Annotated in this window: 19 protein-coding genes; 3 read left to right on the plus strand and 16 right to left on the minus strand. The window is 72.1% G+C overall.

Features of this window, described 5'->3' with window-relative positions; translation table 11 throughout:
• Positions 1-128 precede the first annotated feature (128 nt).
• On the minus strand, positions 129-1,853 hold the full coding sequence (locus E5N76_RS14900; RefSeq protein WP_149538100.1) for an ABC transporter ATP-binding protein/permease: 1,725 nt from the start codon (positions 1,851-1,853) through the stop codon (positions 129-131).
• Positions 1,854-2,075: 222 nt separating this feature from the next.
• Between E5N76_RS14900 and moaC the strand changes: the two genes are divergently transcribed.
• The 3 genes from moaC to lexA all read left to right on the plus strand — a co-directional run bounded on the left by moaC (position 2,076) and on the right by lexA (position 5,329).
• On the plus strand, positions 2,076-2,549 hold the full coding sequence (moaC, locus tag E5N76_RS14905; protein ID WP_149538101.1) for a cyclic pyranopterin monophosphate synthase MoaC: 474 nt from the start codon (positions 2,076-2,078) through the stop codon (positions 2,547-2,549).
• Between the two features lie 135 nt (positions 2,550-2,684).
• Positions 2,685-3,890: a molybdopterin molybdotransferase MoeA gene (locus tag E5N76_RS14910; protein WP_149538102.1), complete on the plus strand. Its 1,206-nt coding sequence runs from the start codon at positions 2,685-2,687 to the stop codon at positions 3,888-3,890.
• A gap of 707 nt (positions 3,891-4,597) precedes the next feature.
• Positions 4,598-5,329 (plus strand): transcriptional repressor LexA, encoded by a 732-nt coding sequence (gene lexA, locus E5N76_RS14920; protein WP_149538104.1) that lies wholly within the window; start codon positions 4,598-4,600, stop codon positions 5,327-5,329.
• Positions 5,330-5,657: 328 nt separating this feature from the next.
• Here lexA and E5N76_RS14925 read toward each other — a convergent pair whose 3' ends face one another.
• From E5N76_RS14925 to E5N76_RS14990, 15 genes are all read right to left on the minus strand, one after another.
• Positions 5,658-6,041 (minus strand): YraN family protein, encoded by a 384-nt coding sequence (locus E5N76_RS14925; protein WP_149538105.1) that lies wholly within the window; start codon positions 6,039-6,041, stop codon positions 5,658-5,660.
• On the minus strand, positions 6,041-7,105 hold the full coding sequence (locus E5N76_RS14930) for a threonine aldolase family protein (RefSeq protein ID WP_149538106.1): 1,065 nt from the start codon (positions 7,103-7,105) through the stop codon (positions 6,041-6,043). Before E5N76_RS14930 ends, E5N76_RS14925 begins: the two co-directional genes overlap by 1 nt.
• A gap of 65 nt (positions 7,106-7,170) precedes the next feature.
• Entirely contained in the window at positions 7,171-7,578 is a 408-nt protein-coding gene (locus E5N76_RS14935; RefSeq protein WP_149538107.1) for a VOC family protein, read from the minus strand.
• Between the two features lie 13 nt (positions 7,579-7,591).
• Positions 7,592-8,218, minus strand: coding sequence for a glutathione S-transferase family protein (locus E5N76_RS14940; RefSeq protein WP_149538108.1), 627 nt, complete (start codon positions 8,216-8,218; stop codon positions 7,592-7,594).
• Positions 8,219-8,532: 314 nt separating this feature from the next.
• Complete coding sequence (gene trpC / locus E5N76_RS14945) at positions 8,533-9,363, minus strand: indole-3-glycerol phosphate synthase TrpC (protein WP_149538109.1); 831 nt, start codon at positions 9,361-9,363, stop codon at positions 8,533-8,535.
• Entirely contained in the window at positions 9,360-10,370 is a 1,011-nt protein-coding gene (gene trpD / locus E5N76_RS14950) for an anthranilate phosphoribosyltransferase (RefSeq protein ID WP_149538110.1), read from the minus strand. The genes trpC and trpD overlap by 4 nt, the downstream gene beginning before the upstream one ends.
• Positions 10,367-10,969, minus strand: a complete 603-nt coding sequence (locus E5N76_RS14955) for an anthranilate synthase component II (RefSeq protein ID WP_149538111.1) — start codon at positions 10,967-10,969, stop codon at positions 10,367-10,369. The genes trpD and E5N76_RS14955 overlap by 4 nt, the downstream gene beginning before the upstream one ends.
• Positions 10,966-11,124 carry a hypothetical protein gene (locus E5N76_RS29525; RefSeq protein ID WP_187830180.1) on the minus strand — a complete coding sequence of 53 codons (159 nt, stop codon included), beginning with the start codon at positions 11,122-11,124 and terminating at the stop codon, positions 10,966-10,968. Before E5N76_RS29525 ends, E5N76_RS14955 begins: the two co-directional genes overlap by 4 nt.
• A 223-nt stretch (positions 11,125-11,347) precedes the next feature.
• On the minus strand, positions 11,348-11,980 hold the full coding sequence (gene plsY / locus E5N76_RS14960; RefSeq protein WP_149538112.1) for a glycerol-3-phosphate 1-O-acyltransferase PlsY: 633 nt from the start codon (positions 11,978-11,980) through the stop codon (positions 11,348-11,350).
• A 1-nt stretch (position 11,981) separates the two neighbouring features.
• Positions 11,982-13,256 (minus strand): dihydroorotase, encoded by a 1,275-nt coding sequence (locus tag E5N76_RS14965; protein WP_149538113.1) that lies wholly within the window; start codon positions 13,254-13,256, stop codon positions 11,982-11,984.
• A 9-nt stretch (positions 13,257-13,265) separates the two neighbouring features.
• Positions 13,266-13,916 carry a hypothetical protein gene (locus E5N76_RS14970; protein ID WP_149538114.1) on the minus strand — a complete coding sequence of 217 codons (651 nt, stop codon included), beginning with the start codon at positions 13,914-13,916 and terminating at the stop codon, positions 13,266-13,268.
• A gap of 217 nt (positions 13,917-14,133) precedes the next feature.
• Positions 14,134-15,084 (minus strand): aspartate carbamoyltransferase catalytic subunit, encoded by a 951-nt coding sequence (locus E5N76_RS14975; RefSeq protein ID WP_149538115.1) that lies wholly within the window; start codon positions 15,082-15,084, stop codon positions 14,134-14,136.
• A 109-nt stretch (positions 15,085-15,193) separates the two neighbouring features.
• A complete protein-coding gene (locus E5N76_RS14980; protein WP_149538116.1) occupies positions 15,194-18,757 on the minus strand; it encodes an error-prone DNA polymerase in 3,564 nt (1,187 codons plus the stop codon).
• Positions 18,758-18,982: 225 nt separating this feature from the next.
• Positions 18,983-20,560: a Y-family DNA polymerase gene (locus E5N76_RS14985; protein ID WP_149538117.1), complete on the minus strand. Its 1,578-nt coding sequence runs from the start codon at positions 20,558-20,560 to the stop codon at positions 18,983-18,985.
• Positions 20,557-21,501, minus strand: a complete 945-nt coding sequence (locus E5N76_RS14990) for an ImuA family protein (RefSeq protein ID WP_149538118.1) — start codon at positions 21,499-21,501, stop codon at positions 20,557-20,559. The genes E5N76_RS14985 and E5N76_RS14990 overlap by 4 nt, the downstream gene beginning before the upstream one ends.
• Between the last annotated feature and the right edge of the window lie 126 nt (positions 21,502-21,627).

The raw sequence follows: 21,627 nt of genomic DNA on the forward strand, positions 1-21,627 counted from the left end.
CCTCCCCGTCCCCGGGCCCCCGGTGTGTGCTGGCCTCTAACCCCCCCCCACCCACGCCGCGGGGAGAGCATCCCGATCCTTTTTCTCTGCTTTCCGTGCAAATTTGAAGAAGTTCGTCCTGCGGGAGGTCAGCCCTCGCTCAGCTTGCCGTCCCGGAAGCGCAGCGCCCGGCCGTGGTACTCGGCGACGGCCGGGCGATGGGCGATGGAAACCAGCGTCGTGCCAGGCAGCTTCTGTTGCAGCAGGGTGTAGAATTCCGCCTCCGCCTCCGGATCGAGGCTGGCCGTCGCCTCGTCCAGGAACAGCCAGTCCGGCTTCACCAGCAGGGCGCGGGCCAGCGCCACGCGCTGCTGCTCCCCACCGGAAAGCTGGCGGTCCCAGGCGCCCTCCTCGTCCAGCCGGTCGGCAAGATGGCCAAGCCCGGCCTCCTCCAGCGCCGCCGCCACCTCCGCCGCGGTGAACTCGGCCGCATCCCGGGGGTAGCACAAGGCGCGGCGCAGCGTGCCGAGCGGCAGGTAGGGGCGCTGCGGCAGGAACAGCACGCTGGCCCCTTCGGGCACCCGCACCTGGCCGGTGCCGAAGGGCCAGATGCCCGCCAGGGCGCGGAACAGGGTGGATTTGCCGGCGCCGGAGGGGCCGGCGATCAGCACGGACTCGCCCGGGCCGATCCGCGCCGAGGCGTCCCGCAGCAGCACCCTGCCATCCGGCAAGGTCAGGGTGACGTGGTCCAGCGCCAGATCCGGCCGTGCCTCCGCCCGCGCCGCCACGCCATTGCCTGCCGCCAGGGCGGCGGCGATGGCGGTGCGGAAGCCGGTGAGGCGGAGCACCGTCGCCCGCCATTCGGTGAGGCCGGCGTAATTGTCCACGATCCAGGAGAGCGCGCCCTGCACATCGCCGAAGGCGCTGGCGGTCTGGGTGAGGCCGCCCAGCGGGATGGCGCCGTTGAAGAAGCGCGGCGCGGCGACGACGAAGGGGAAGACGATCGCCACCTGGGCATAGCCGGCGGTGAAGAAGGTCAGCCGCTTGGTGGCGACCATGATGGCCCACCAATTATCCATCAGCGCCTGGAAGCGTTCGCCCAGGCGGCGCTTCTCCCCCGCCTCGCCGCGATAGAGGGCGATGCCCTCGACATTCTCCCGGAAGCGCATCAGGGCGAAGCGGAAATCCGCCTCCACCCGTTCCTGCTGGTAATTCAGCCCGATCAGCGGCCGGCCGATGAGATGCGCCAGCACGGTGCCGAGCACCGCATAGAGCAGCGCGATCCACACCATGTAGCCCGGGATCCGGAGGCCGAAGACGGTGACCGAGCCGGACAGCGCCCAGAGCACCAGGATGAAGCTGAACAGCGTCACCACCGAGCGCATCAGGCCGAGACCGAGCGTCAGGCTGGCATCGACGAAGAGGCGGAGATCCTCGGCGATGCGCTGGTCCGGGTTGTCCGTCGCGGCGTCGGTCAGGGCGACGCGGTAATAGGCCCGGTCCTCCAGCCAGCGGTCCAGCAGCTCCCGCGTCATCCAGGCGCGCCAGCGGATCTGCAGCGCCTGGCGGAGGTAGAGGGCATAGACCGCGACCAGGATATAGAGGACGGCGATGAAGATGAAGCCCGGCATCGGGCCGCTCTCCGTATCCCGCCACCAGAACAGCAGGGCCCAGAAGGCGTCGGCATCCTTGGTCTGCAGGGTGTTGAAGAATTCCCGGTTCCAGTAGCTGAGCAGGACGTTCATCGCGACCAGGGCCAGGTTGAGCACGATGACGATCCCGAGGAAAAAGCGGGCGCGCCAGCGCTCCTCGCTGCGCCAGTAAGGGGCGGCCAGCGCCCAGGCGTCGGAAAGAAAACTGCCCAGGCGGCGCATGCGGCGGTCCCTGCGAAATGGCGGGGCGCGCTAGCATGGCGGGGGCGCCATGGAAACGGGGCGTTGAGGGGGAGCTCCGCCGCGAGGCGGCCTTGCCGCCTGACCCGGCGCCCGGGCCCGCCCAGAATGGGCCGCCGGGCCCTGGCGGGCTTGAGTTTCCAACCCGGCGGGTCAAGCTGCCGGCGCGACGGGAGACCCCGCGCCCCAACCGGAAGGGACCCCATGCCGAAGCTGACCCATTTCGACGAGGCCGGCCGTGCCGCCATGGTGGATGTCTCCGCCAAGCCGGAAACCGAGCGGGTGGCGGTGGCCAGGGGGCGTGTCGTCATGGCGCCGGAGACGCTGGCCCTGATCCAGTCCGGGACCGCCGCCAAGGGGGATGTGCTCGGCGTCGCGCGGCTGGCCGGCATCATGGCGGCCAAGCGCACCAGCGACCTGATCCCGCTCTGCCACCCGCTCATGCTCTCGAAGGTCACCGTGGACCTCACCCCGGCCCCGCCGGATGCGGTGGAGATCGAGGCGCTGGTGAAGCTGCGGGGCCGGACGGGCGTCGAGATGGAGGCGCTGACCGCCGTCACCGTGGCGGCGCTGACGGTCTACGACATGGTGAAGGCGGTGGATCGCGGCATGCGCATCGAAAGTGTAAGGCTGGCCCATAAATCCGGCGGCAAATCCGGTAGCTATGAGGCGGAGTGATGACCTTGGTCGAAGACGCCTCTCCCATCCGGCGGCAGGTCGGGTCCCTGCGAGGCAGGGTGATGATTCGGGTCCAAGACGCCTCTCCTATATTCCTATATCCAGCGGCAGATCGGATTCCTGCGAGGCAGAGCGATGATTTCGGTTGAAGACGCCCGCGCCCGCATCCTGGCCAGCCTGGCCCCGACCCCGGCCGAGACGGTGCCGCTGCCCGCCGCCTGGGGCCGGGTGCTGGCCGGGCCGGTGCTGGCCCGGCTGACCCAGCCGCCGGCCGATGTCTCCGCCATGGATGGCTACGCGGTGCGCGCCGCGGATGCGGTGGCAGGGGCGAGCCTGGCCGTCACCGGCACCGCCCCGGCCGGCCACCCCTTCGACGGTGCCGTCGGCCCCGGGGAGGCGGTGCGGATCTTCACCGGCGGCTTCATCCCGCCCGGGGCGGACGCCATCCTGCTGCAGGAGGATGCGACGCCGGAGGGCGGCCGCGTGCGGGTGAACGAGACGGTGAGGCCGGGCCGCTGGGTCCGCCGCCAGGGCCTGGATTTCGCCTTGGGCGAGGAACTGCTCCCCGCCGGCCGCCGGCTGACGGCGCGGGATATCGGCCTGGCCGCCGCCGCCAACCACCCCTGGCTGACGGTACATCGCGCGCCGCGCATCGGCATCCTGGCGACCGGCGACGAGATCGCCCTGCCCGGCGAGCCGATCCCGCCCGGCGGCATCGTCTCCTCCAACGCCCATGCGCTGGCGGCGCTGGTGCGGGCCGGGGGCGGCGACCCGCTGGTGCTGCCCATCGCGCCGGACGACACCAGCACCATTGCCGAGGCCGCCCGCGCCGCCCGCGCCTGCGACCTGCTGGTGACGACGGGCGGCGCCAGCGTCGGCGACCATGACCTGGTCCAGGCGGCGCTGGGGCCGGAGGGCTTCACCCTGGATTTCTGGCAGATCGCCATGCGGCCGGGAAAGCCGCTGATCTGGGGCATGCTGGGCCCGACGCCGGTGCTCGGCCTGCCGGGCAACCCCGTCTCCGCCCTGGTCTGCGCCGTGCAATTCCTGCTGCCCGCTTTGGCCCGGCTGGCCGGGGGCGAGGCCGGGCCGCCCCGCACCGTGCCGGCCCGGGCCGGGGCGGCGCTGGCGGCGAATGACCGGCGCTTCGACCATCTGCGCGCCCGGCTGGAAACCGCCGCGGATGGCGCGCTGGTGGCGACGCCTTTCCCGGTGCAGGACAGTTCCATGCTGAAGACCCTGGCGCGGGCGGAAGGGCTGATTCTGCGTGCCCCGCACGCCCCGGCGCTGGAAGCGGGGGCGGCGGTAGAGGTCATCCCGCTGGGCGAGCTGGGGATATGAGTGGCCCCAGGCGTGAGCCGGAGCGGCGGGCCCGCCGAGCCTGGCGGATTGGACCGCCGGTAGAAGATTGGGTGTAGATGGGCGCGTCGGGGCTTGTGGTCGCGGGTGCAGGGGTCGGCCGCTCCCTCGGCGAAGCCGGGCTGGAGCGGCGGCGGATGGCGGGGAAGGCTTGGCCTCATGGCGCCAAATGCGTCGGAGGGCGAAGGCCCGGCCCGTGGACGCCGGAGGTCCGACCCATGCGCCGGGTACCGGAGGCCCGGCCCCGTGGCGCTGGGCGCGCCAGGGAGCGAGGGCCCGATCCCACGGCACCGGGCGCGCCGGAGGGCAAAGGCCTAGCCCCAAGGCGCCGAGTGGACCGGAGGCCGAAGGCCCGGACCCATGGCGCCGGGCGTGCCAGAGGAGGGCAAAGGTCCCGGCCCCCTGGCGCCGGGCGCGTCGGAGGGCGAAGACCCCAACCCCATGGCGCCGGGCGTGCCAGAGGGCGAGGGCTCTAAACCCCTTGGCGTCCGGGCATGCCAGCGGGCAAATCCCATGCCCCTGGGGCCCGCCGGCGGATGACCGACCGTTGCCTGTGGAAAACACATGGCTTTCTGTGGAAAACCCATTGACCCGACGCGAGGAACCTTCCTAGAACGCGGAGGCCGGTTGCTGCTTTGTTCGCCAGACTGCGAACGGGGTGGCCAGCCCGCTGGCGGAAGGGGGATGACGTGTTGACCCGCAAGCAGCACGAGCTGCTGATCTTCATCGACAAGCATCTGCGCACCACCGGCTTCTCCCCGTCCTTCGAGGAGATGAAGGACGCGCTGAAGCTGAAATCCAAATCCGGCATCCATCGCCTGATCACGGCGCTGGAGGAGCGCGGCTTCCTGAAGCGCCGGGCGCACCGGGCGCGGGCGCTGGAGGTGCTGCGGCTGCCGGAGAACATGGCGCCGCGCCGGCCGGAAGCCGCTTCCGCCGGGGCGGCCGGCGCCGCCGGGCCGAGCTTCGCGCCCAACGTCATCACCGGCCGCTTCGCCCCGAACCTGCCCGGCGTGCAGAAGGCGGCGAACGAGGCGGCGGCGGTGCAGCTCCCGCTCTACGGCAGGATCGCCGCCGGCCTGCCGATCGAGGCGCTGCGCGATGCCGGCAATGCGGTGGAGGTGCCGGCCACCATGCTCACCAATGGCGAGCATTACGCGCTGGAGGTCGCCGGCGATTCGATGATCGAGGCCGGCATCCTGGATGGCGACACCGTCGTCATCCGCCGCGGCGAGACGGCGGAGAACGGCGCCATCGTGGTGGCGCTGGTGGACGACAATGAGGTGACGCTGAAGCGGCTGCGCCGGCGCGGCAATTCCATTGCGCTGGAAGCGGCCAATCCGCGCTACGAGACCCGCATCTTTGGCCCGGACCGGGTGAAGGTGCAGGGCCGCCTGGTCGGGCTGCTGCGGAAATACTGAAGGCGCGGGCGGCGGAGCGTTCCTCCCTTCGCTTCCGCCGCTGCGCCTCTGCTCCCTCCCCCGCTGGCGGGGGAAGGTTGGGGTGGGGGTGCTCCCCGACCCCCGCGGCCCGGCAAAGCCGGCGCCCCACCGCCCCCCGCTCATCCGGGACCCTATCGATTGCCCCTCGCACACGCCACGGTACCGGAACGCTGTCAAGGACATGGCCGCGCGAAGCGCGGTGCCGCTACGCGGCATCCTTGACAGCGTTCCGGCACCGCGGCCCGGGGCAATGGCGGCCTTCGACGCTGTCGAAGCCTTTGAAAGGGCTTCGCTGACGCGAGGGCGCTCAGGGATCGCCGATGCGGAAGGCGTCCGCGATGCGACGGACCTCCCCCGCCACATCCACCAGCAGCAGGTCGAAGCGCATGCCGGCGGCGCCATGGCCTGGGTTGGCGGCCAGCCAGCACTCCGCCGCCGCCAGCAGCCGGGTGCGCTGGCGCGGGCGCAGGGCGAGGGCCGCCTCGGCCAGGCGCGGCCGCGCCTTCACCTCGATGAAGGCGAGCAGGCCCTCGCGCTCCGCCACCAGATCCAGCTCGCCCGCCGGGGTGCGGATGCGCTGGCCGAGCACGACCCAACCCTCCCGCGCCAGCGCCGCCGCGGCCACGTCTTCCGCCTGCCGGCCGGAGGTCTCGGCGCGGGCGCCACGCAGCATCCGCGCCGTGTTGTCCATCAGGCGGCCAGCGCCTCGCGGATCAGCCCCACCGCCTCCTCGACCATCGGCGCCGTCACGTCGAGATGCAGGCAGGCGCGCACCCGCCCGCCGAGGCCGCTGACCGAGACGCCCTGCATGGCCAGCCGCCGCTGCAGGGTGGGCACATCGCAGCCGGCGCCCTTCACGTCGAAGAAGACCAGGTTGGTCTCCGGCTCCTCCACCACCACGCCCGGGATCTGCCGCAGCCCGCGGGCCAGCGCCTTGGCATTGGCGTGGTCCTCGGCCAGCCGCTCCACATGATGGTCCAGCGCATGGAGGCAGGCGGCGGCGCAGATGCCGGCCTGGCGCATGGAACCGCCCAGCCGCTGCTTCCAGCGCCAGGCCTGGCCGATGAACTCCTCCGTTCCGCACAGCACCGCCCCGAGCGGCGCGCCCAGCCCCTTGGTGAAATCCAGCCAGACCGAATCGTAGCTCGCCACCATATCCTTCGGCGCCACGCCGGCGGCGACGCAGGCATTCATCAGCCGCGCGCCATCCATATGGGTGGACCAGCCCTGCTCATGCGCCACCGCCGCCACTTCGTTGAGCTGGGCCAGGGGCCAGACCTTGCCGCCGCCGATATTCGCCGTCTGCTCCACCTCCAGCAGGCGCTGCGGCGGGGTGTAGCGGGTCTTCGGGCGGATATTGGCGCGGACATCATCGGCGGTGAACATCCCGCCTTCGCCCTTCAGCCCCATGATCTGCACGCCAGTGAAGGCGGCATGCGCGCCGCCTTCCGAGAACAGGATATGCGCCGTCTCATGCGCCACCACCTCATCGCCCTTGCCGCAATGGGTGAGGATGGCGACGACGTTGCACATGGTGCCGGAGGGCAGGTAGATCGCCGCCTCCTTGCCCATCAGCGCCGCCATGCGGTCGCACAGCGCATGCACGGTCGGGTCGTCGCCATGCTGCTCGTCGCCGACCTCGGCGCGCAGCATGGCCTCCTTCATGGCCGCGGTCGGACGGGTCTGGGTGTCCGAATAGAGGTTGATGCGGACCGGCGGGGCGCCGGCGGGCGGCCGGGCGGGGGCATGGACCATGGCGTAACGCTTCCAGTCAGGACGAAGGCCCCGACCCTGCGGCGAATGGCGGCCGCAGGCAAGGGTCAGGCTTGCGCCGCCGCCTCCGGCGCCATCCAGAAGGGCTCCCAGATATGCCCGTCCGGGTCCTCGAAGGCATGGCCGTACATGAAGCCATGATCCTCCGCCGGCCGGGGCACGCTGCCGCCGGCGGCGACCGCCTTCGCCACCATCGCATCCACCGCCGCCCGGTCCTCGCAGCTCAGCGCCACCAGCACCTGGCTGCTCGCCTTGGCATCGGCGATGGGCTTCGGGGTGAAGAGGCGGAATTTCTCATGCGTCAGCAGCATGGCGTAATTGTGCTCGCTGATGACCATGCAGGCCGCGGCGTCGTCGGTGAATTGCGGATCGAAGTGGAAGCCGAGGGCTTCATAGAAGCGCCTGGAGCGGCCGAGATCGGTCACCGGCAGGTTGACGAAGAGCTTCCTGGACATCCGGGACTTTCCTTCAGTGCGGCAGGTCGAAATGCCGGGCCCAGGCCGCTGCCAGCTTCGGCCGCGTCGCCACCGCCCGGGCCAGGCCCTGCAGCTTCGGGCAATGCTCCGGCATCCAGGCCTCATTGCCCATCCAGCGGGAGAGCACGGCCAGATAGAGATCGGCCAGGCTGGGCTGCGCGCCGAACAGGAAGGGGGCGGGGGCGATACCGGCCTCGATCAGCCGCCAGATCTCCCGCGCCATCTCCACTGCCCGCGTGCGGATCGAATCCGGCGCCTCGCCGAAGCGCTCCGGGTAGTCGTAGCGGGTGACGCAGGGGTAGATCTCGCTCGCCGCCAGCATCATCCAGCGCAGCGCGACGGCGCGGCCGGGATCCTCGCCGGGCGGCAGCAGCGCCGCTGCCGGGTGCCGCCCCTCCAAGGTCAGCAGGATGGCGGTGCTTTCGGTCACCACCGTGCCCTCCGGCAGGATCAGCGTCGGCACCCGGCCCATGGGGTTCACCCGGCGATACTCGGCCGCGAGCTGCGCATCGCTGGCCAGCGGCACCGGGCGCAGCTCGGCCGCCTCGCCGATCTCGGCCAGGGCGAGCTCGATGATGGCGGAGCCGGAGCGGTGGTCGCCGTAGAGGATATAGGGCATGGCCCAGCCTGCCGCGCCGGGCGCGCAACGGGCCAACGCAAAGCGATGATGGGGCCGATCAGCCGGGCTGATACCTAATGACGCATATACGACATTGAAGGTTAGGCGCCCGTCGGCGCCGGTTGCCTCCTGGCCGCCCGGCTTCACGGCCTCGACGTTCGAATCGGCCGACTCAGGCCGGGGTCTGGGGAGGCGCTTGCCTCCCCAGCGGGGGTACGGGGGCAGAGCCCCCGTTCTTACCGCGCTGCTTCTTCACCTGTTTTTCCAAGGTAAACGCCTATGAGCAGCGTCCCCCGCCGGGGATACGGGGCGGCTCACAGCGCGTGCACCAGGGCCTTCGCCGCCGCCGTCACATCCTGCTGCCGCATCAGGTGCTCGCCCACCAGGATGCAGCGCGCCCCGGCCACCGACATGCGCCGCACATCCTCGGGCGTGCGGATGCCGCTTTCCGCCACCGGGATGCGGTCCGCCGGCACCAGCGGCGCCAGCTTCTCCGTCGTCGCAATATCGGTCTTCAAGGTCTTGAGATTGCGGTTGTTGATGCCGATCAGCCGGCTGTTCAGCCCCAGCGCCCGTTCCAGCTCCCGCTCGTCATGCACCTCGACCAGCACGGCCATGTCCAGGCTATGGGCCAGATCCTCCAGCTCCTCCGCCTGGACATCGGCCAGCGCCGCCATGATGAGCAGGATGCAATCGGCGCCCATCGCCCGCGCCTCATAGACCTGCCAGGGATGCACCATGAAATCCTTGCGCAGCACCGGCAGCTCGCAGGCGGCCCGGGCAGCCTTCAGATCCTCCGGCGCGCCCTGGAAATAGGGCGCGTCGGTCAGGACGGAGAGGCAGGTGGCCCCGCCTTCCGCATAGGCCCGGGCCAAAGCGGGTGGGTCGAAGGGGTCGCGGATCAGCCCGCCGGAAGGCGAGGCGCGCTTGATCTCGGCGATCAGCCCCACCCGCCCATCGGCGACGGCGCCGCAGAGGGCGCGGATGAAGTCGCGCGGCGGGGGGGCGTCCCGCGCTGCCCGCTCCAGCTCCGATTGCGGCTGGGCGGCGGCGCGCTGGCGCACCTCCTCATATTTGTCGGCGAGGATCCGGGCCAGGGTGTCGGGCACCGCAAGCTCCGGCAGGGCGAGGTTGGGGGCATTCATGGGGCGGTGGCGTCCTTCAATCGGCCCAGGACGGCGGCGGCCGCGCCGCTGTCGATGGCTTCAGCGGCCAGCGCCGCGCCGGCGCGGAGGCTCTCTGTCCGGCCGGCGACGATGAGGGCGGCGGCGGCGTTGAGCAGCACGATGTCACGATAGGGGCCGCGGGCACCGCCCAGCAACGCGAGGAGGGCCGCCGCGTTCTCCGCCGGTTCGCCGCCGCGGATCGCCTCGGGCGGGGCGCGTTCCAGCCCGGCGTCTTCCGGGGCGACGGTGAATTCGCGGATGGCGCCGTCCTCCAGCGCCGCCACCTGGGTCTCGCCGCAGAGGGCGATCTCGTCCAGCCCCTGGCCATGCACCATCCAGGCGCGCTCGGTACCGAGGCGGCCCAGCGTCTCCGCCATCGGCCGCAGCCAGGCGGGGCTGAAGGCGCCGGTGAGCTGCCGCGTCACCCGCGCCGGATTCGCCAGCGGGCCGAGCAGGTTGAAGATGGTCCGCGTGCCCAGCTCCACCCGCGGCCCCGCGGCGTGGCGCATGGAGGCATGGTGCCGCGGGGCCATGAGGAAGACCATGCCGGCGGTGGCCAGCACCTCCTCCAGCCGCTCCAGCTTCACGTCCAGATTGACGCCGAGGGCGGCCAGCGCATCCGCCGCCCCGGATCGGGAGGAGAGCGCCCGGTTGCCGTGCTTGGCGACCGGCACCCCGCACCCCGCCACCACCAGCCCGGTGGCGGTGGAGATGTTGAGGCTGCCCGAGCCGTCGCCGCCGGTGCCGACGATGTCCATGGTGCCGGGCGGCGCCTCGATGGCGGTCATCCGGGCGCGCATGGCGCGGACGGCGCCGGTCAGCTCCGCCACCGTCTCCCCTCTGACGCGCATGGCCATCAGCAGGCCGGCAATCTGGGCCGGGGTGGCCTCGCCCGCCATGATGATGCCGAAGGCGGCCTCCGCCTCGCTTTCCGCCAGGTGCTCGCCGGCGGCGAGGCGGGCGAGGACCGGCTTCAGGCTGTTCACGCCGGCTCCATGGCTTGGGGCAGCTTGACCTTGGCGAGGGCCAGGAAATTCCGCAGCAGGTCATGCCCGTGCTGGGAAGCGATGCTCTCCGGATGGAATTGCACGCCCCAGACCGGCTTGCTGCGGTGGGCAAGGCCCATGATGAGCCCGTCCTCCGTCCAGGCGGTGGCTTCCAGCTCCGGCGGCAGGTCGTCCCGCCGCACCACCAGGGAATGGTAGCGGGTGGCGCGGAAGGGGCTGGGCAGGCCGGCGAAGAGGTCCGTGTTGCGGTGATGCACGTCCCAGACCTTGCCATGCACCGGCGCCGGCGCGCGGATGACGGTGCCGCCGAAGGCCTGGCCGATGGCCTGATGGCCGAGGCAGACCCCCATCAGCGGCACCCCTGCCGCGGCGGCGGCGCCGATCAGCGGCAGGCAGATGCCGGCCTCGTTCGGGGTGCAGGGGCCGGGGGAGAGCAGAATCGCCTCGGGCCGGAGGGCGAGCGCCTCCTGGCTCGTCAGCGCATCATTGCGCCTGACCTCGATCTCCACTCCAAGGTCACCCAGGAAGTGATAGAGATTGAAGGTAAAGCTGTCGTAGTTGTCGATCAGCAGAATCATTGCTGCGGACTTTCCGCCCGGTCAGGTTTCCGGTCAAGCGAGGGCTCTTCCGCAGGCGGCGCCGACGGGGCGGGCAAGGGGTGGATGCCAGGGCGGATGAGGGGCGGCAGGGACGGGCCGCCCACCACGTCGAAATCGAACTCGCTGCGTTGCATGTCAGGCTCCTGTTGAGAGGGCCGTCACGCGCACTGGCAGCAAGGGTGCGGAAACACGAAAGCCGCCAGAGGCTGGCGGCTTGTGGTGGTCTCGATCTGCGCGAGGTCCTCAGGCCGCCGGTCTGTACCAGCGGCGCCAAAATCGGGTGGGTCGAGGGGTCTCGCGCATGCCGGAAGTGCTAGCAGGGGCGGCGGGCGCAGGCAAGCGGGGGCTTCGCTTCCATTACCCCTGCCGCCCGATCCTCGGCTCCGTCCCCGCCAGCAGGCGGCGGATATTCGCCTTGTGCCGGTAGATCACCAGCGCCGCGATGCCGGTGCTGAACAGCGCCAGGTCCAGGCGCCCCGCCGCCAGGGCGATCAGCGGCGCCGCGGCGCAGGCGGCGATGGCGCCGGCCGAGGAAATGCGGGTCAGTGCCGCCGTCGCCAGCCAGACCAGCGCGCTGCCGAGGCCGAGCCACCAGGCCCCGGCCAGCAGCACCCCGCCGCCGGTCGCCACGCCCTTGCCGCCCTTGAAGCCCAGCCAGATGGGGAAGGCGTGGCCCAGCATGGCGCCGAAGCCGCCGACCAGGCCGAGATGGGACGGTTCCGCGCCGCCCGCCCCGCCCAGCAGGCCGAAGGGCCCGCCGAGATTGCCGAGCAGCACCGCCGCCACGCCCTTCAGCAGATCCAGCAGCAGCGTCGCCGCCGCCAGCCCCTTATGGCCGGTGCGCAGCACATTGGTGGCGCCGATATTGCCGGAGCCGATCTGCCGCAAATCGCCCAGGCCGGCGAGCCGGGTCAGCAGCAGGCCGAAGGGGATGCTGCCCAGCAGGTAGCCGGCCAGCAGCGTCGGCAGGGTGGAGGAGAGCGCGTCCATCTCAGCCGAAGACCCGCCGCCCGGATTTCCAGGTGCCGACCACGCGGCCTTCCAGGGCGCGGCCGTCGAAGGGCGAGTTCTGCGCCTTGCCGGGAAGCTGCCCCGCCTTCACCTGCCAGCCGCGCTCGAGGTCGAACAGCACCAGATCGGCCGCCGCCCCCTTGGCCAGCCGCCCCACCGGCAGGCCGAGCAGCGTGGCCGGCTTCACCGTCAGCAGCGACAGCGCCTCCAGCAGGGGCAGGTCGCCGCCATGGACGCGCGCCAGGGTGATGCCGAGCAGGGTGGCAAGGCCGGCCCCGCCGGCCTCCGCCTGGGCGAAGGGCAGGCGCTTGTCATCGGCGTCGCGCGGCTGGTGGTCGGAGGCGATGGCGTCGATGGTGCCGTCCTTCAGCGCCGCCACCACGGCCTGGCGGTCCGCCTCCGGCCGCAGCGGGGGGGAGAGCTTGGCATAGGTGCGGTAATCGCCGATCGCCGTCTCGTTCAGGTCGAAATAGGGCGGGGCGGTGTCGCAGGTGACGCGGAGGCCCTCCGCCTTCGCCGCGCGGATCAGCGCCAGCGCCGCGCCGGTGGAGACATGGGCGAAATGCACATGGCCGCCGGTGAGGCGGGCCAGGGCGATGTCCCGCTGCACCAGCATGCTCTCGGCGGCGGGGGGGATGCCGGGCAGGCCGAGGCGGGTCGCCAGCTCGCCCTCCGTCGCGGCGCCGCCGGCGGCGAGGCTCGGCTCCTCCGGGTGCTGCACGACGAAGCTGCCGAAGGCGCGGGCATAGGACAGCGCCAGGCGCATGGTGCGGGCATTGCCGATGGCCCGCCTGCCATCGGTGAAGGCGATGGCGCCGGCCTCCCGCAGCAGGCCGTATTCGGCGATCTCGCGGCCCTCGCAGCCCTTGGTGGCGGCGCCATAGGGGAGGAGGGTGAGGCCGCCCGTCGCCTCCCCCTTGCGCAGCACGAATTGCACCAGGGCCGGGTCGTCCAGCGCCGGGTCGGTATCCGGCAGGGCGCAGATGGTGGTGATGCCGCCGGCGGCGGCGGCAAGGGCGGCGGCGGCGATGGTCTCGCGATGCTCATGGCCAGGCTCGCCGATATCGGCGCGGAGATCGACGAGGCCGGGGGCAAGGCAGAGGCCGGTGGCGTCGAGCGCGGGGGTGCCTTCCGGCGCCGTCACATCCGCCCCCAGCGCGGCGATCAGGCCGTCCTGGATCAGCAGCGAAGCTGGTGCATCAAGCCCGCTAGCGGGGTCCAGCAGGCGGGCATTGCGGATCAGCAGATCGGACATGGGCTGTGCTTATAGGGGTGGGGCCGATTCGCCGCCACGGGCGGGAACCGGGCAGGGATCGAAGGCGGGGCCGCGTCCCTGGAAGACGTCGAGAGTGGCCAGCGCATCGGCTGAAATGACCTCGAAGCCGTCGCGCCTGAAGGACCAGTTATAGTAGCGGCGCGCTCCGGGGCCGCCGACGGCCAGGAGCGCGTGGAAGTTCCGGTCGAGCGGGAATTGGGGACGGTCGTAGACCGCCAGGGCGGTCAGGTCCCGCGGGCTGGTGGCGCGGCGGCCGGCAGCCGGGATGCACCAGGGCTGCCCCTCCGCCCCGGCCGCCGCCGCGGCGGTGATATGTGAGGGCATCCGCTCCGACCAAAGAAGGAGTCCGACCCAGAGTCCGCCACCGACGACAAGAGCGAGGCAGGGCGCGAGCCATGGCCCGGGCATGCGTCGCCATCGGCGGATCGCCAGGATCAGCAGCAATTCGACGGAGATGGCGATGGCGTGGGTCAGTATTTCCAGCCTCTCCGGTGCGATCCAGACCGTCAGGAAGGACAGGCAGATGGCGTAGGTGGCGAGGTGCAGTTCCAGGCCGAGGGCCGCGAGCGGGAAATCACCGAGCACGAGATGCCGGAAGCCGAACAGGAGCAGGATAGGATAGGCGAATACGCCGGCCATGCTGACCCGGAACAGCAGGATTCCGGGCCAGGCCGGCGCCGTCTGCGGGAGGGCGGAATCGAGCAGGGCAAAGGCGAAGGCGGCGCAGGCCGCGGCGGCCAGGGCCAGGGCAACGAGCAGGCGCGCTTTGGATCCGCTCGCCGATGGCGCTGGCGCGACGGCTCGCCACAGCCAGCGCCTGGCTGCCTTGGCCCCGTGATGGCCGCCCTGCTACGCGTCAGACATTCCGCCTGAGGTCCCGCGCCAGCACGTCCAGCACCGCCATGCGGCAAGCGACGCCCATTTCCACCTGCTCGCCGATCACGCTGCGCTCCGGGTCGTCGGCGATGGCGCTGTCGATCTCGATGCCGCGATTCATCGGCCCAGGATGCATGACGATGGCATCCGGCTTCGCCCAGGCCAGCTTCTCCCGGTCCAGCCCGTAGAAGCGGAAGAATTCGCGGGAGGAGGGGATGAGGCCGCCGGTCATGCGTTCCTTCTGCAGCCGCAGCATCATCACCACATCGGCGCCGGCGAGGCCGGCCTGCATGTCGTGGAACACCTCGACGCCGAGGCGCGCCGCCTCCGCCGGGATCAGCGTCGGCGGGCCGATGACGCGGACGCGGCAATTCATCGCCGTCAGCAGGTGGATGTTGCTGCGCGCCACCCGGCTGTGCAGCACGTCGCCGCAGATCGCGACCGTCAGCCCTTCCAGCCTACCCTTGCGGCGGCGGATGGTCAGCGCGTCCAGCAGCGCCTGGGTCGGGTGCTCATGCGTGCCGTCGCCGGCGTTGATGACGCTGGCGGAAACCTTCTGCGCCAGCAGCGCCGGCGCGCCGGATTGCGCATGGCGTACCACCAGCAGGTCGCAATGCATGGCGTTCAGCGTCTGCGCCGTGTCGATCAGCGTCTCCCCCTTGTTCACCGAGGAGGTGGAGACGGACATGTTGATGACATCCGCCCCGAGCCGCTTGCCGGCGAGCTCGAAACTTGTCCGGGTGCGGGTGGAATCCTCGAAGAAAAGGTTGATCAGCGTCCGCCCCTTCAGCAGGTCCCGCTGCGTCTTGCCGGACCGGTTCAGCAGCGCATAGTTCTCGGCCAGGTCGAGCAGGGCGCCGATATGCGGCGGCTCCAGACCCTCGATCGCCAGCAGATGGCCCTCGGGGAGGATAGGGAAGGAAAAGGACATGCGGCGACTCGTCCGGCCAGGGGGGTGCCAGGATAGGGCGCCTGGGGTGTAGCGCCGGCGGGGCGGCGGCGCATCCCGGAAATCCGGGGGGCGGGCGGCCCGGGCCGGGTCAGCGGAAATCCCGGCTCGGCGGCAGCTTCACGGTGGGGCCGCTGGGCTCGCCCCGCAGATCGGGGCGCACCACCCCATCGGCAGGGGCGAGGCGGTGGCGCCAGGGCTGCGCCGCCGGCGCCTCCAGCGCCGCAAGCCCGTCCAGCAGCGCCGAGCGGTCCAGCAGCCGGTGGACGATGAGGTGGATGATCGGCACCTCCGCCGCATGCCGCTCCACCCTGCCTTCCGCCACCACCAGCCGGGCGGCGACCACGGCGGCGCGGTATTGCCGCACCCGGCTGTCGTAGAGGACGAGGTTGGCCGTGCCGAATTCATCCTCCACGGTGAAGAACACCACCCCCTTGGCGCTGCCGGGGCGCTGCCGCACCAGCACCAGGCCGGGCAGGCGCAGCCAGGCGCCGCGCTTCGCCGTGGCGAGGGCGCGGGTATCGGCCAGCCGCGCCGCGCTGAGCTGCGGCCGGAGCAGCGCCAGCGGGTGGTGCCGCAGGCTGAAGCCGGTGCTGGTGTAGTCCAGCACCACGGTTTCTCCGGCCGTCGCGGCGGGCAGGGCGGCGGGGGGTTCCAGCAATTCCCCCTGCAGGGGGGCAGGGGCGGCGACGGCCGCCGCCTCCCACAGCGCGGCGCGGCGGTCGAGGCCGAGGGAGCGGAAGGCATCCGCCGCCGCCAGCGCCTCCACCGCGCGGCGGTCGAGCCTGGCGTGGTGGATCAGCGCGGCGAGGGCCTGGGGGCCGGTTCGGTGGCGCTGTGATGCGTCGGAGACGCCCTGCGGCATATCGGGATTTGCAGGCTCCGGCGGCCGAGCCGGATGGGCTGCCCTGACCCGTTCTGCCGTGGCGGCACCTTCCTGCGTACCGGCGACGGGGTCCGGCGCCCATGCAAGGGGGGCCGCCGCGACGCTTTCCCGGGGAGCGGCTGCGTCTGGCTTCGGCGTTTGCGCCGAAGAGGGAGCCATGTGTCGCACTGCCGTGGCGGCATCCTCCTGCATATCGGCGGCCGCATCCTCCGGCGCCTGAGCCGGGTGAAGCTGCGCGATCCGTGCCGCGGCGGCGGCACCCTCCTGCGCATTGGCGGCCACGGGCACCGGCGCCCAGGCCGGCCGCGTCTGCATGATCCGCTCCGCCGCCTCGCTTCCCAGCCCTTCCACCAGCCGCAGGCCGAGGCGGAGCGCCAGCCCGCCTCGCTCATCCGGCTCCAGCGTGCACTCCCGGTCGCTGGCCAGGACATCCACCGGGCGCACCTCCACCGCATGCTCCTGCGCATCGCGGATGAGCTGCGCCGGCGCGTAGAAGCCCATGGGCTGGCTGTTCAGCAGGGCGCAGGTGAAGGCGGCGTGGTGATGGCATTTCAGCCAGGCGGAGGTGTAGACGAGCTGGGCGAAGGACGCGGCGTGGCTTTCCGGGAAGCCGTACTCGCCGAAGCCCTCGATCTGGCGGAAGCAGCGTTCGGCGAAGGCTCGGTCGTAACCCTTCTTCACCATGCCCTCGACGAATTCCTGGCGGAAGCGCGAGACGGTGCCGTCATTGCGGAAGGTTGCCATGGCCCGGCGCAGCTCATCCGCCCTGGCGCGGGAGAAGCCGGCGCCGGTGATGGCGATCTGCATCGCCTGTTCCTGGAAGAGCGGTACGCCGAGCGTTCTTTTCAGAACGGCGCGCAGCTCCTCCGAGGGATAGGTCGGCTCCTCTTCGTTGTTCTTCCGCCGCAGATAGGGGTGGACCATGTCGCCCTGGATTGGGCCTGGGCGGACGATCGCGACCTCGATGACCAGGTCGTAGAATTCGCTGGGGCGCAGCCGCGGCAGCATGTTCATCTGCGCCCGGCTTTCCACCTGGAAGACGCCGATGGAATCGGCGCGACGCAGCATCTCGTAGGTTGCCTTGTCGTCTTGCTTCACGTTGTGCAGCGTCAGCGCCGGACCACCATGCTTTGCCACCAATTCGAAGCCGCGGCGCAGGCAGGTGAGCATGCCGAGACCGAGCACATCCACCTTCAGGATGCGCAGCGCCTCGATATCGTCCTTGTCCCATTCGATGGTGTGGCGGCCATCCATCGCCGCGCGGCTGACGATGGCGAGTTCCGTCAGCCTGCCGCGGGTGATGACGAAGCCGCCGACATGGGTGGAGAGATGGCGGGGAAAGCCGATCAGCTCCTCCGCCAGCTCGAAGGCCAAGGCGAGGCGTCGATCCTCCGCCTGCAGCCCATGCCCGGCAGCGATGGCGGCAAGGCCTTCCCGGCCCGCATGCCAGATGGATTTCGCCAACTGCCCGGTGACGTCCTCGGACAGCCCCATGGCCTTGCCGACCTCGCGGATCGCGCTGCGGTCGCGGTAGCGGATCAGCGTGGCGGCCAGGGCGGCACGGTCGCGGCCATAGCGCTCATAGATGTGCTGGATCACCTCCTCGCGCCGCTCATGCTCGAAATCCACATCGATATCGGGCGGCTCGTTGCGGCTCTCGGAGATGAAGCGGTCGAACAGCAGCTCGTGCTTGTCGGGCGGCACGGCAGTGATGCCAAGCACGTAGCAGACCGCGGAATTCGCCGCCGAGCCGCGGCCCTGGCAGAGGATCTCCTTGGTTTGCGCGAAGCGGACGATCTCCTGCACCGTCAGGAAATAGGGCGCATAGCCCATGCGGCCGATCAGCGAGAGCTCGTAGGCGAGCTGCTGCTGCACCTTCTCCGGTACGCCTTCCTGCCATTTCGTCGCGGCTGCCTCCGCCACGCGGCGCTCCAGCGTCTGCTGCGCGGTGAGGCCGGGCTCCAGGATCTCCTCCGGATACTCGTAGGCGAGGTCGGCGAGCGAGAAGTGGCAGGCGGCGAGCACGCGCTGCGTCGCCGCGATCGCCTCCTCATGCCCGGCGAAGAGGCGGCGCATCTCGGCTTCCGGCTTCAGATGCGCTTCGGCATTGCGCTCCGCCGCATAGCCCAGCGCGTCCACGGTGGTGCCGAGGCGGATGGCGGTGACCACATCCGCCAGGCGCCTGCGGTCCGGATGGTGGTAGCGCGTGCCGCCGGCGGCGAGCAGCGGCGCGCCGGCCGCGCCCGCCATGGCAGCCAGCCGGTCCAGCAGCTTGCGGTCATCGCCGTGGGCGCGGTGCTGCGCGGCGCAGAACAGCGGCAAGGCGAGGCGGGGGCGCAGCGCCGCGGCATCCCGGGCGAGGCGGGCGGCGAACGCCGCATCCGGCTGCGGCGGCGGGAGCAGCGCCATCACCTGGCCGGCGGCGGCTTCGATCACGGCGTCCCGGGAAAGGGGGCATTCGCCTTTCGGGGCGTTCATCCGGGCGGTGGAGAGGAGGTGGGAGAGGCGGCCATAGGCGGCGCGGTCGCTGGGCCAGGCGAGGTATTCATAGCCCTCCACCGGACCGAGCCGGACGCCGGGGAGGAAGCGCAACTCCTTCTCCCCGGCTGCCACCATGCCGCGGACCAGGCCGGCAAAGCTGTTGCGGTCGGCGATGCCGAGGGCGGTGTGGCCGAGCGCCTGCGCCTGTGCCACCAGCTCCCAGGGATGGGACGCACCTTCGAGGAAGGTGAAATTGGAGAGGGCGGCGAGTTCGGCGAACCCTGTCATGGCGGTGTTGGGGAGGAGCTCTGCTCCCCTCGTTGGACGCAGTGCGTCCAACCCCCCTCGCCAAAGGCCGAAGGGCCCTTGGGACCCTTGCGTTTTGCGTCTCGACCGTCGGCTCCAAAATTCAAGGGTTCAAAGGGCCCTTCGGCCCTTTGCGGGATGGAGTTCGAGGAAGGGTCGCGCCGTAAGGCGCGCCTTACGGCGCGACGCCCTTCCTCGACACCGCCGCTAAGCAAAGCGCCCATGCAGCCACCACCGCATCCCCGGCCCCGCCGGCCCGGCGCGGCAGACCCAGAGCCGGGCGCCCCCCGCCAGCTCCACCCGGTAATAGTCGCGGAACAGCCGCTCCGGCCCGTCCCGCCACCATTCCGGCGTGATGCGCTCCGGCCCTTCCGCCCGCAGCACCCGCCAGCTCAGCCGCCCGGCCCGCAGCAGGGAAGGGGGCGCATCCGGCATCACGGCGATGGCGGAAAGCTCCACCGGCCGGCGCAGCAGGCGGATCGGGCGGCCGGGGCTCGGCCAGCCGGGCGGGATCGCCACCGGGTCGAAGGGGCCGACGCGCACCACCTCCCGCTCCGGCCAATGGCTGGCCTGCGGCGCCAGGCGCCAGACCGGCAGGCGCTGGGAGAGCCGGTCCAGCAGCTCCGCCAGCGCCTCGGCGCGCTGCTCCGGGCCCGGGCCTGCCTTGCCGGGCAGCGCCCCCTGGGTCGCTGCCAGCGGGGCGGTGCGCCAGGCTTCCAGCGCCAGCCGGTCGAAGCCGAAGCCGGGCTCCAGCTTTTCCAGCCTCTCCCGGAACAGCCGCGCGAAATGCCGCGGCGCGCGGGAGGGCAGGCCGGTGCCGACCGGAATCTCCTGCACCGCGCCATCCACCCGGAAACCCCGCAGCACCAGCCGGCGGGCGCCCAGCCCCGCCGCCTCCAGCCGGGCGCAGAGCGCTGCCAGCAGCCGGTCGAGCGCCGCGTCGATCGCCTCCCGCGTCACCAGGGGTTCGAGGAATTCCTCGGCCGCCTCGCAGTCCGGCGGCGGCTGCAGGGGTTGCAGGGGGCGGGGGCGGGCGCCGGTCGCGGCATCCAGCAGCCCCATCACCGCCGGGCCGAAGCGGCGGGCGAGCGGCGCGCGCGGCTGGCGCAGCACCTCCCCCAGCCGCCGCAGGCCGAGGCGGTGGAAGGTGGCGATCGCTTCTTCCGGCAGGCGCAGCGCGGCGAGGGGCAGAGGGGCGATCGCCGCGGCCTCCCCGCCCGGCGGCACGGGCGGCGCGCCGCCATTGCGGGCCAGCGCCGCGGCCGCCTCCGCCGTGCCGGCGATGGCCACCTGTGCAGTCAGGCCGGCGCGGGCGAAGCGGGCGGCGAGGGCGGCCTGCAGCCCCGCCTCCCCGCCATGCAGATGCGCCACGCCGGTGATCTCCAGCAACAGCCCGTCGGGCGGGTCCAGCGCCGGCAGCGGGGTGAAGCGCAGCGCCCAGAGGCCGAGGCGGCGCAGCCAGGCGGCCTCCGCCTCCGGCTCGTCCGAGTGCAAGGCAAGATCGGGCAGGATGGCCTGCGCATCGGCCAGGGCCTGGCCGGGGTGCAGCCCGGCGGCGGCGGCTTCCGGCGTGACGGCGGCCAGCAGGCGGCGCGGCCCCTCCGTGGTCCAGATCGCCGCGGCGCCGGTGAGGCGGCGGCGCTCGGTCTTCGCCCAGGGCAGGTGGATGGCGGCGATGCGCCGCCTGCCCTCCGGTGCGGCGCCGGCTTCAGGCCGCGGCGCCGGGCCGGCCGAAATTGAGGGAACGCCGCCGAGCTTCGGCGGCCGGCAGAAGCGCCGCCTCATCGGGCGGCCCGCCGCGGCGCGCGCGGCGCGGCGTCAGGCCCATGCCGCGGCGCAGCGTCAGGCCTATGCCGCGGCGCGACCTGGGCGCCGGGCGGCCGCAGCCGGGCGGGCCGTGCCGGCCCACCTGCCGCCGTCACGTCATCCATATCCGCCCGCTCCGCGCCATCCCCGGTATCGAGCCGCTCGGCCGCGTCTTCCTCCAGCCGCTCCGCGTCATCCTCGGTATCCAGCCGCTCCGCGGCATCTTCATCCAGCCGCTCCGCGGCGGGACGCCAGGTCACCTCCCAGCGTCGCGGCCGGCCGCCACGGCAGCGCAGCAGCTCCAGCGACCAGCGCGGGTCGCCAAGGTCATGCGCCCCGCCCGCCCCGGCCAGGGCGCCGACGCGCCAGCGGGTCAGGGCGACGGAGGCGGCCGCCTCCGCCGCATCCGGGCGCAGCAGCAGGCCGAGCCCGCCCCCCGCCTCGGCAGCCAATTGCAAGCGCCGGGCGGCGGTCAGATCCACCTCCCCGGGCAGGGCCAGCAGGGCGCCGGCGACGCCCGGGCAGCGCAGCGCCTCCTCCATCGCCCAGAGCCCGTCCACCTGCCGCCGCGCCTGCACCAGCACCAGCTCGGCGGGCGAGAGGCCGAAGCGGGCGAGGCCAGGGGGCCAGGCATCCGGCTCGGGCGCGATCCAGAGCACGCTGCCCCGGCTGCGGGCCAGCAGCAGGGCGCAGAAGCCGGCGGCGGCGCCGGGCTCGGCGGCCAGCACCTCATGCAGCGCGGCGCGGGCCAGGCCGCCCCAGGGCAGGGCCTGGTCGATGGCGGGGCAGAGCGGCACCGCCTCGCCCGCCGGGGCGCTGCGGTCCAGCCTTGCCAGGCGCGCGCGCAGCGCCGCCAGCACGGCGGGGCGGTCGATGGGGGGGCGGTCGATCTCGGGGGCAGGGGCGGCCAGAGGGATCATGCAGAGGGATCATGCAGGGGGATCATGGCTGGGTGGGATCATGGCTGGGTCATGTTAGTTCTCTATATGTTCCAGAAAGGCCCTGGCCCGGTCAAGCAGGGTTTTGCGCCGGCCCCATTCCGTTTC

The organism is Siccirubricoccus phaeus (genome assembly GCF_008360935.1).
GTDB classification, from domain to species: Bacteria; Pseudomonadota; Alphaproteobacteria; order Acetobacterales; family Acetobacteraceae; genus Siccirubricoccus; species Siccirubricoccus phaeus.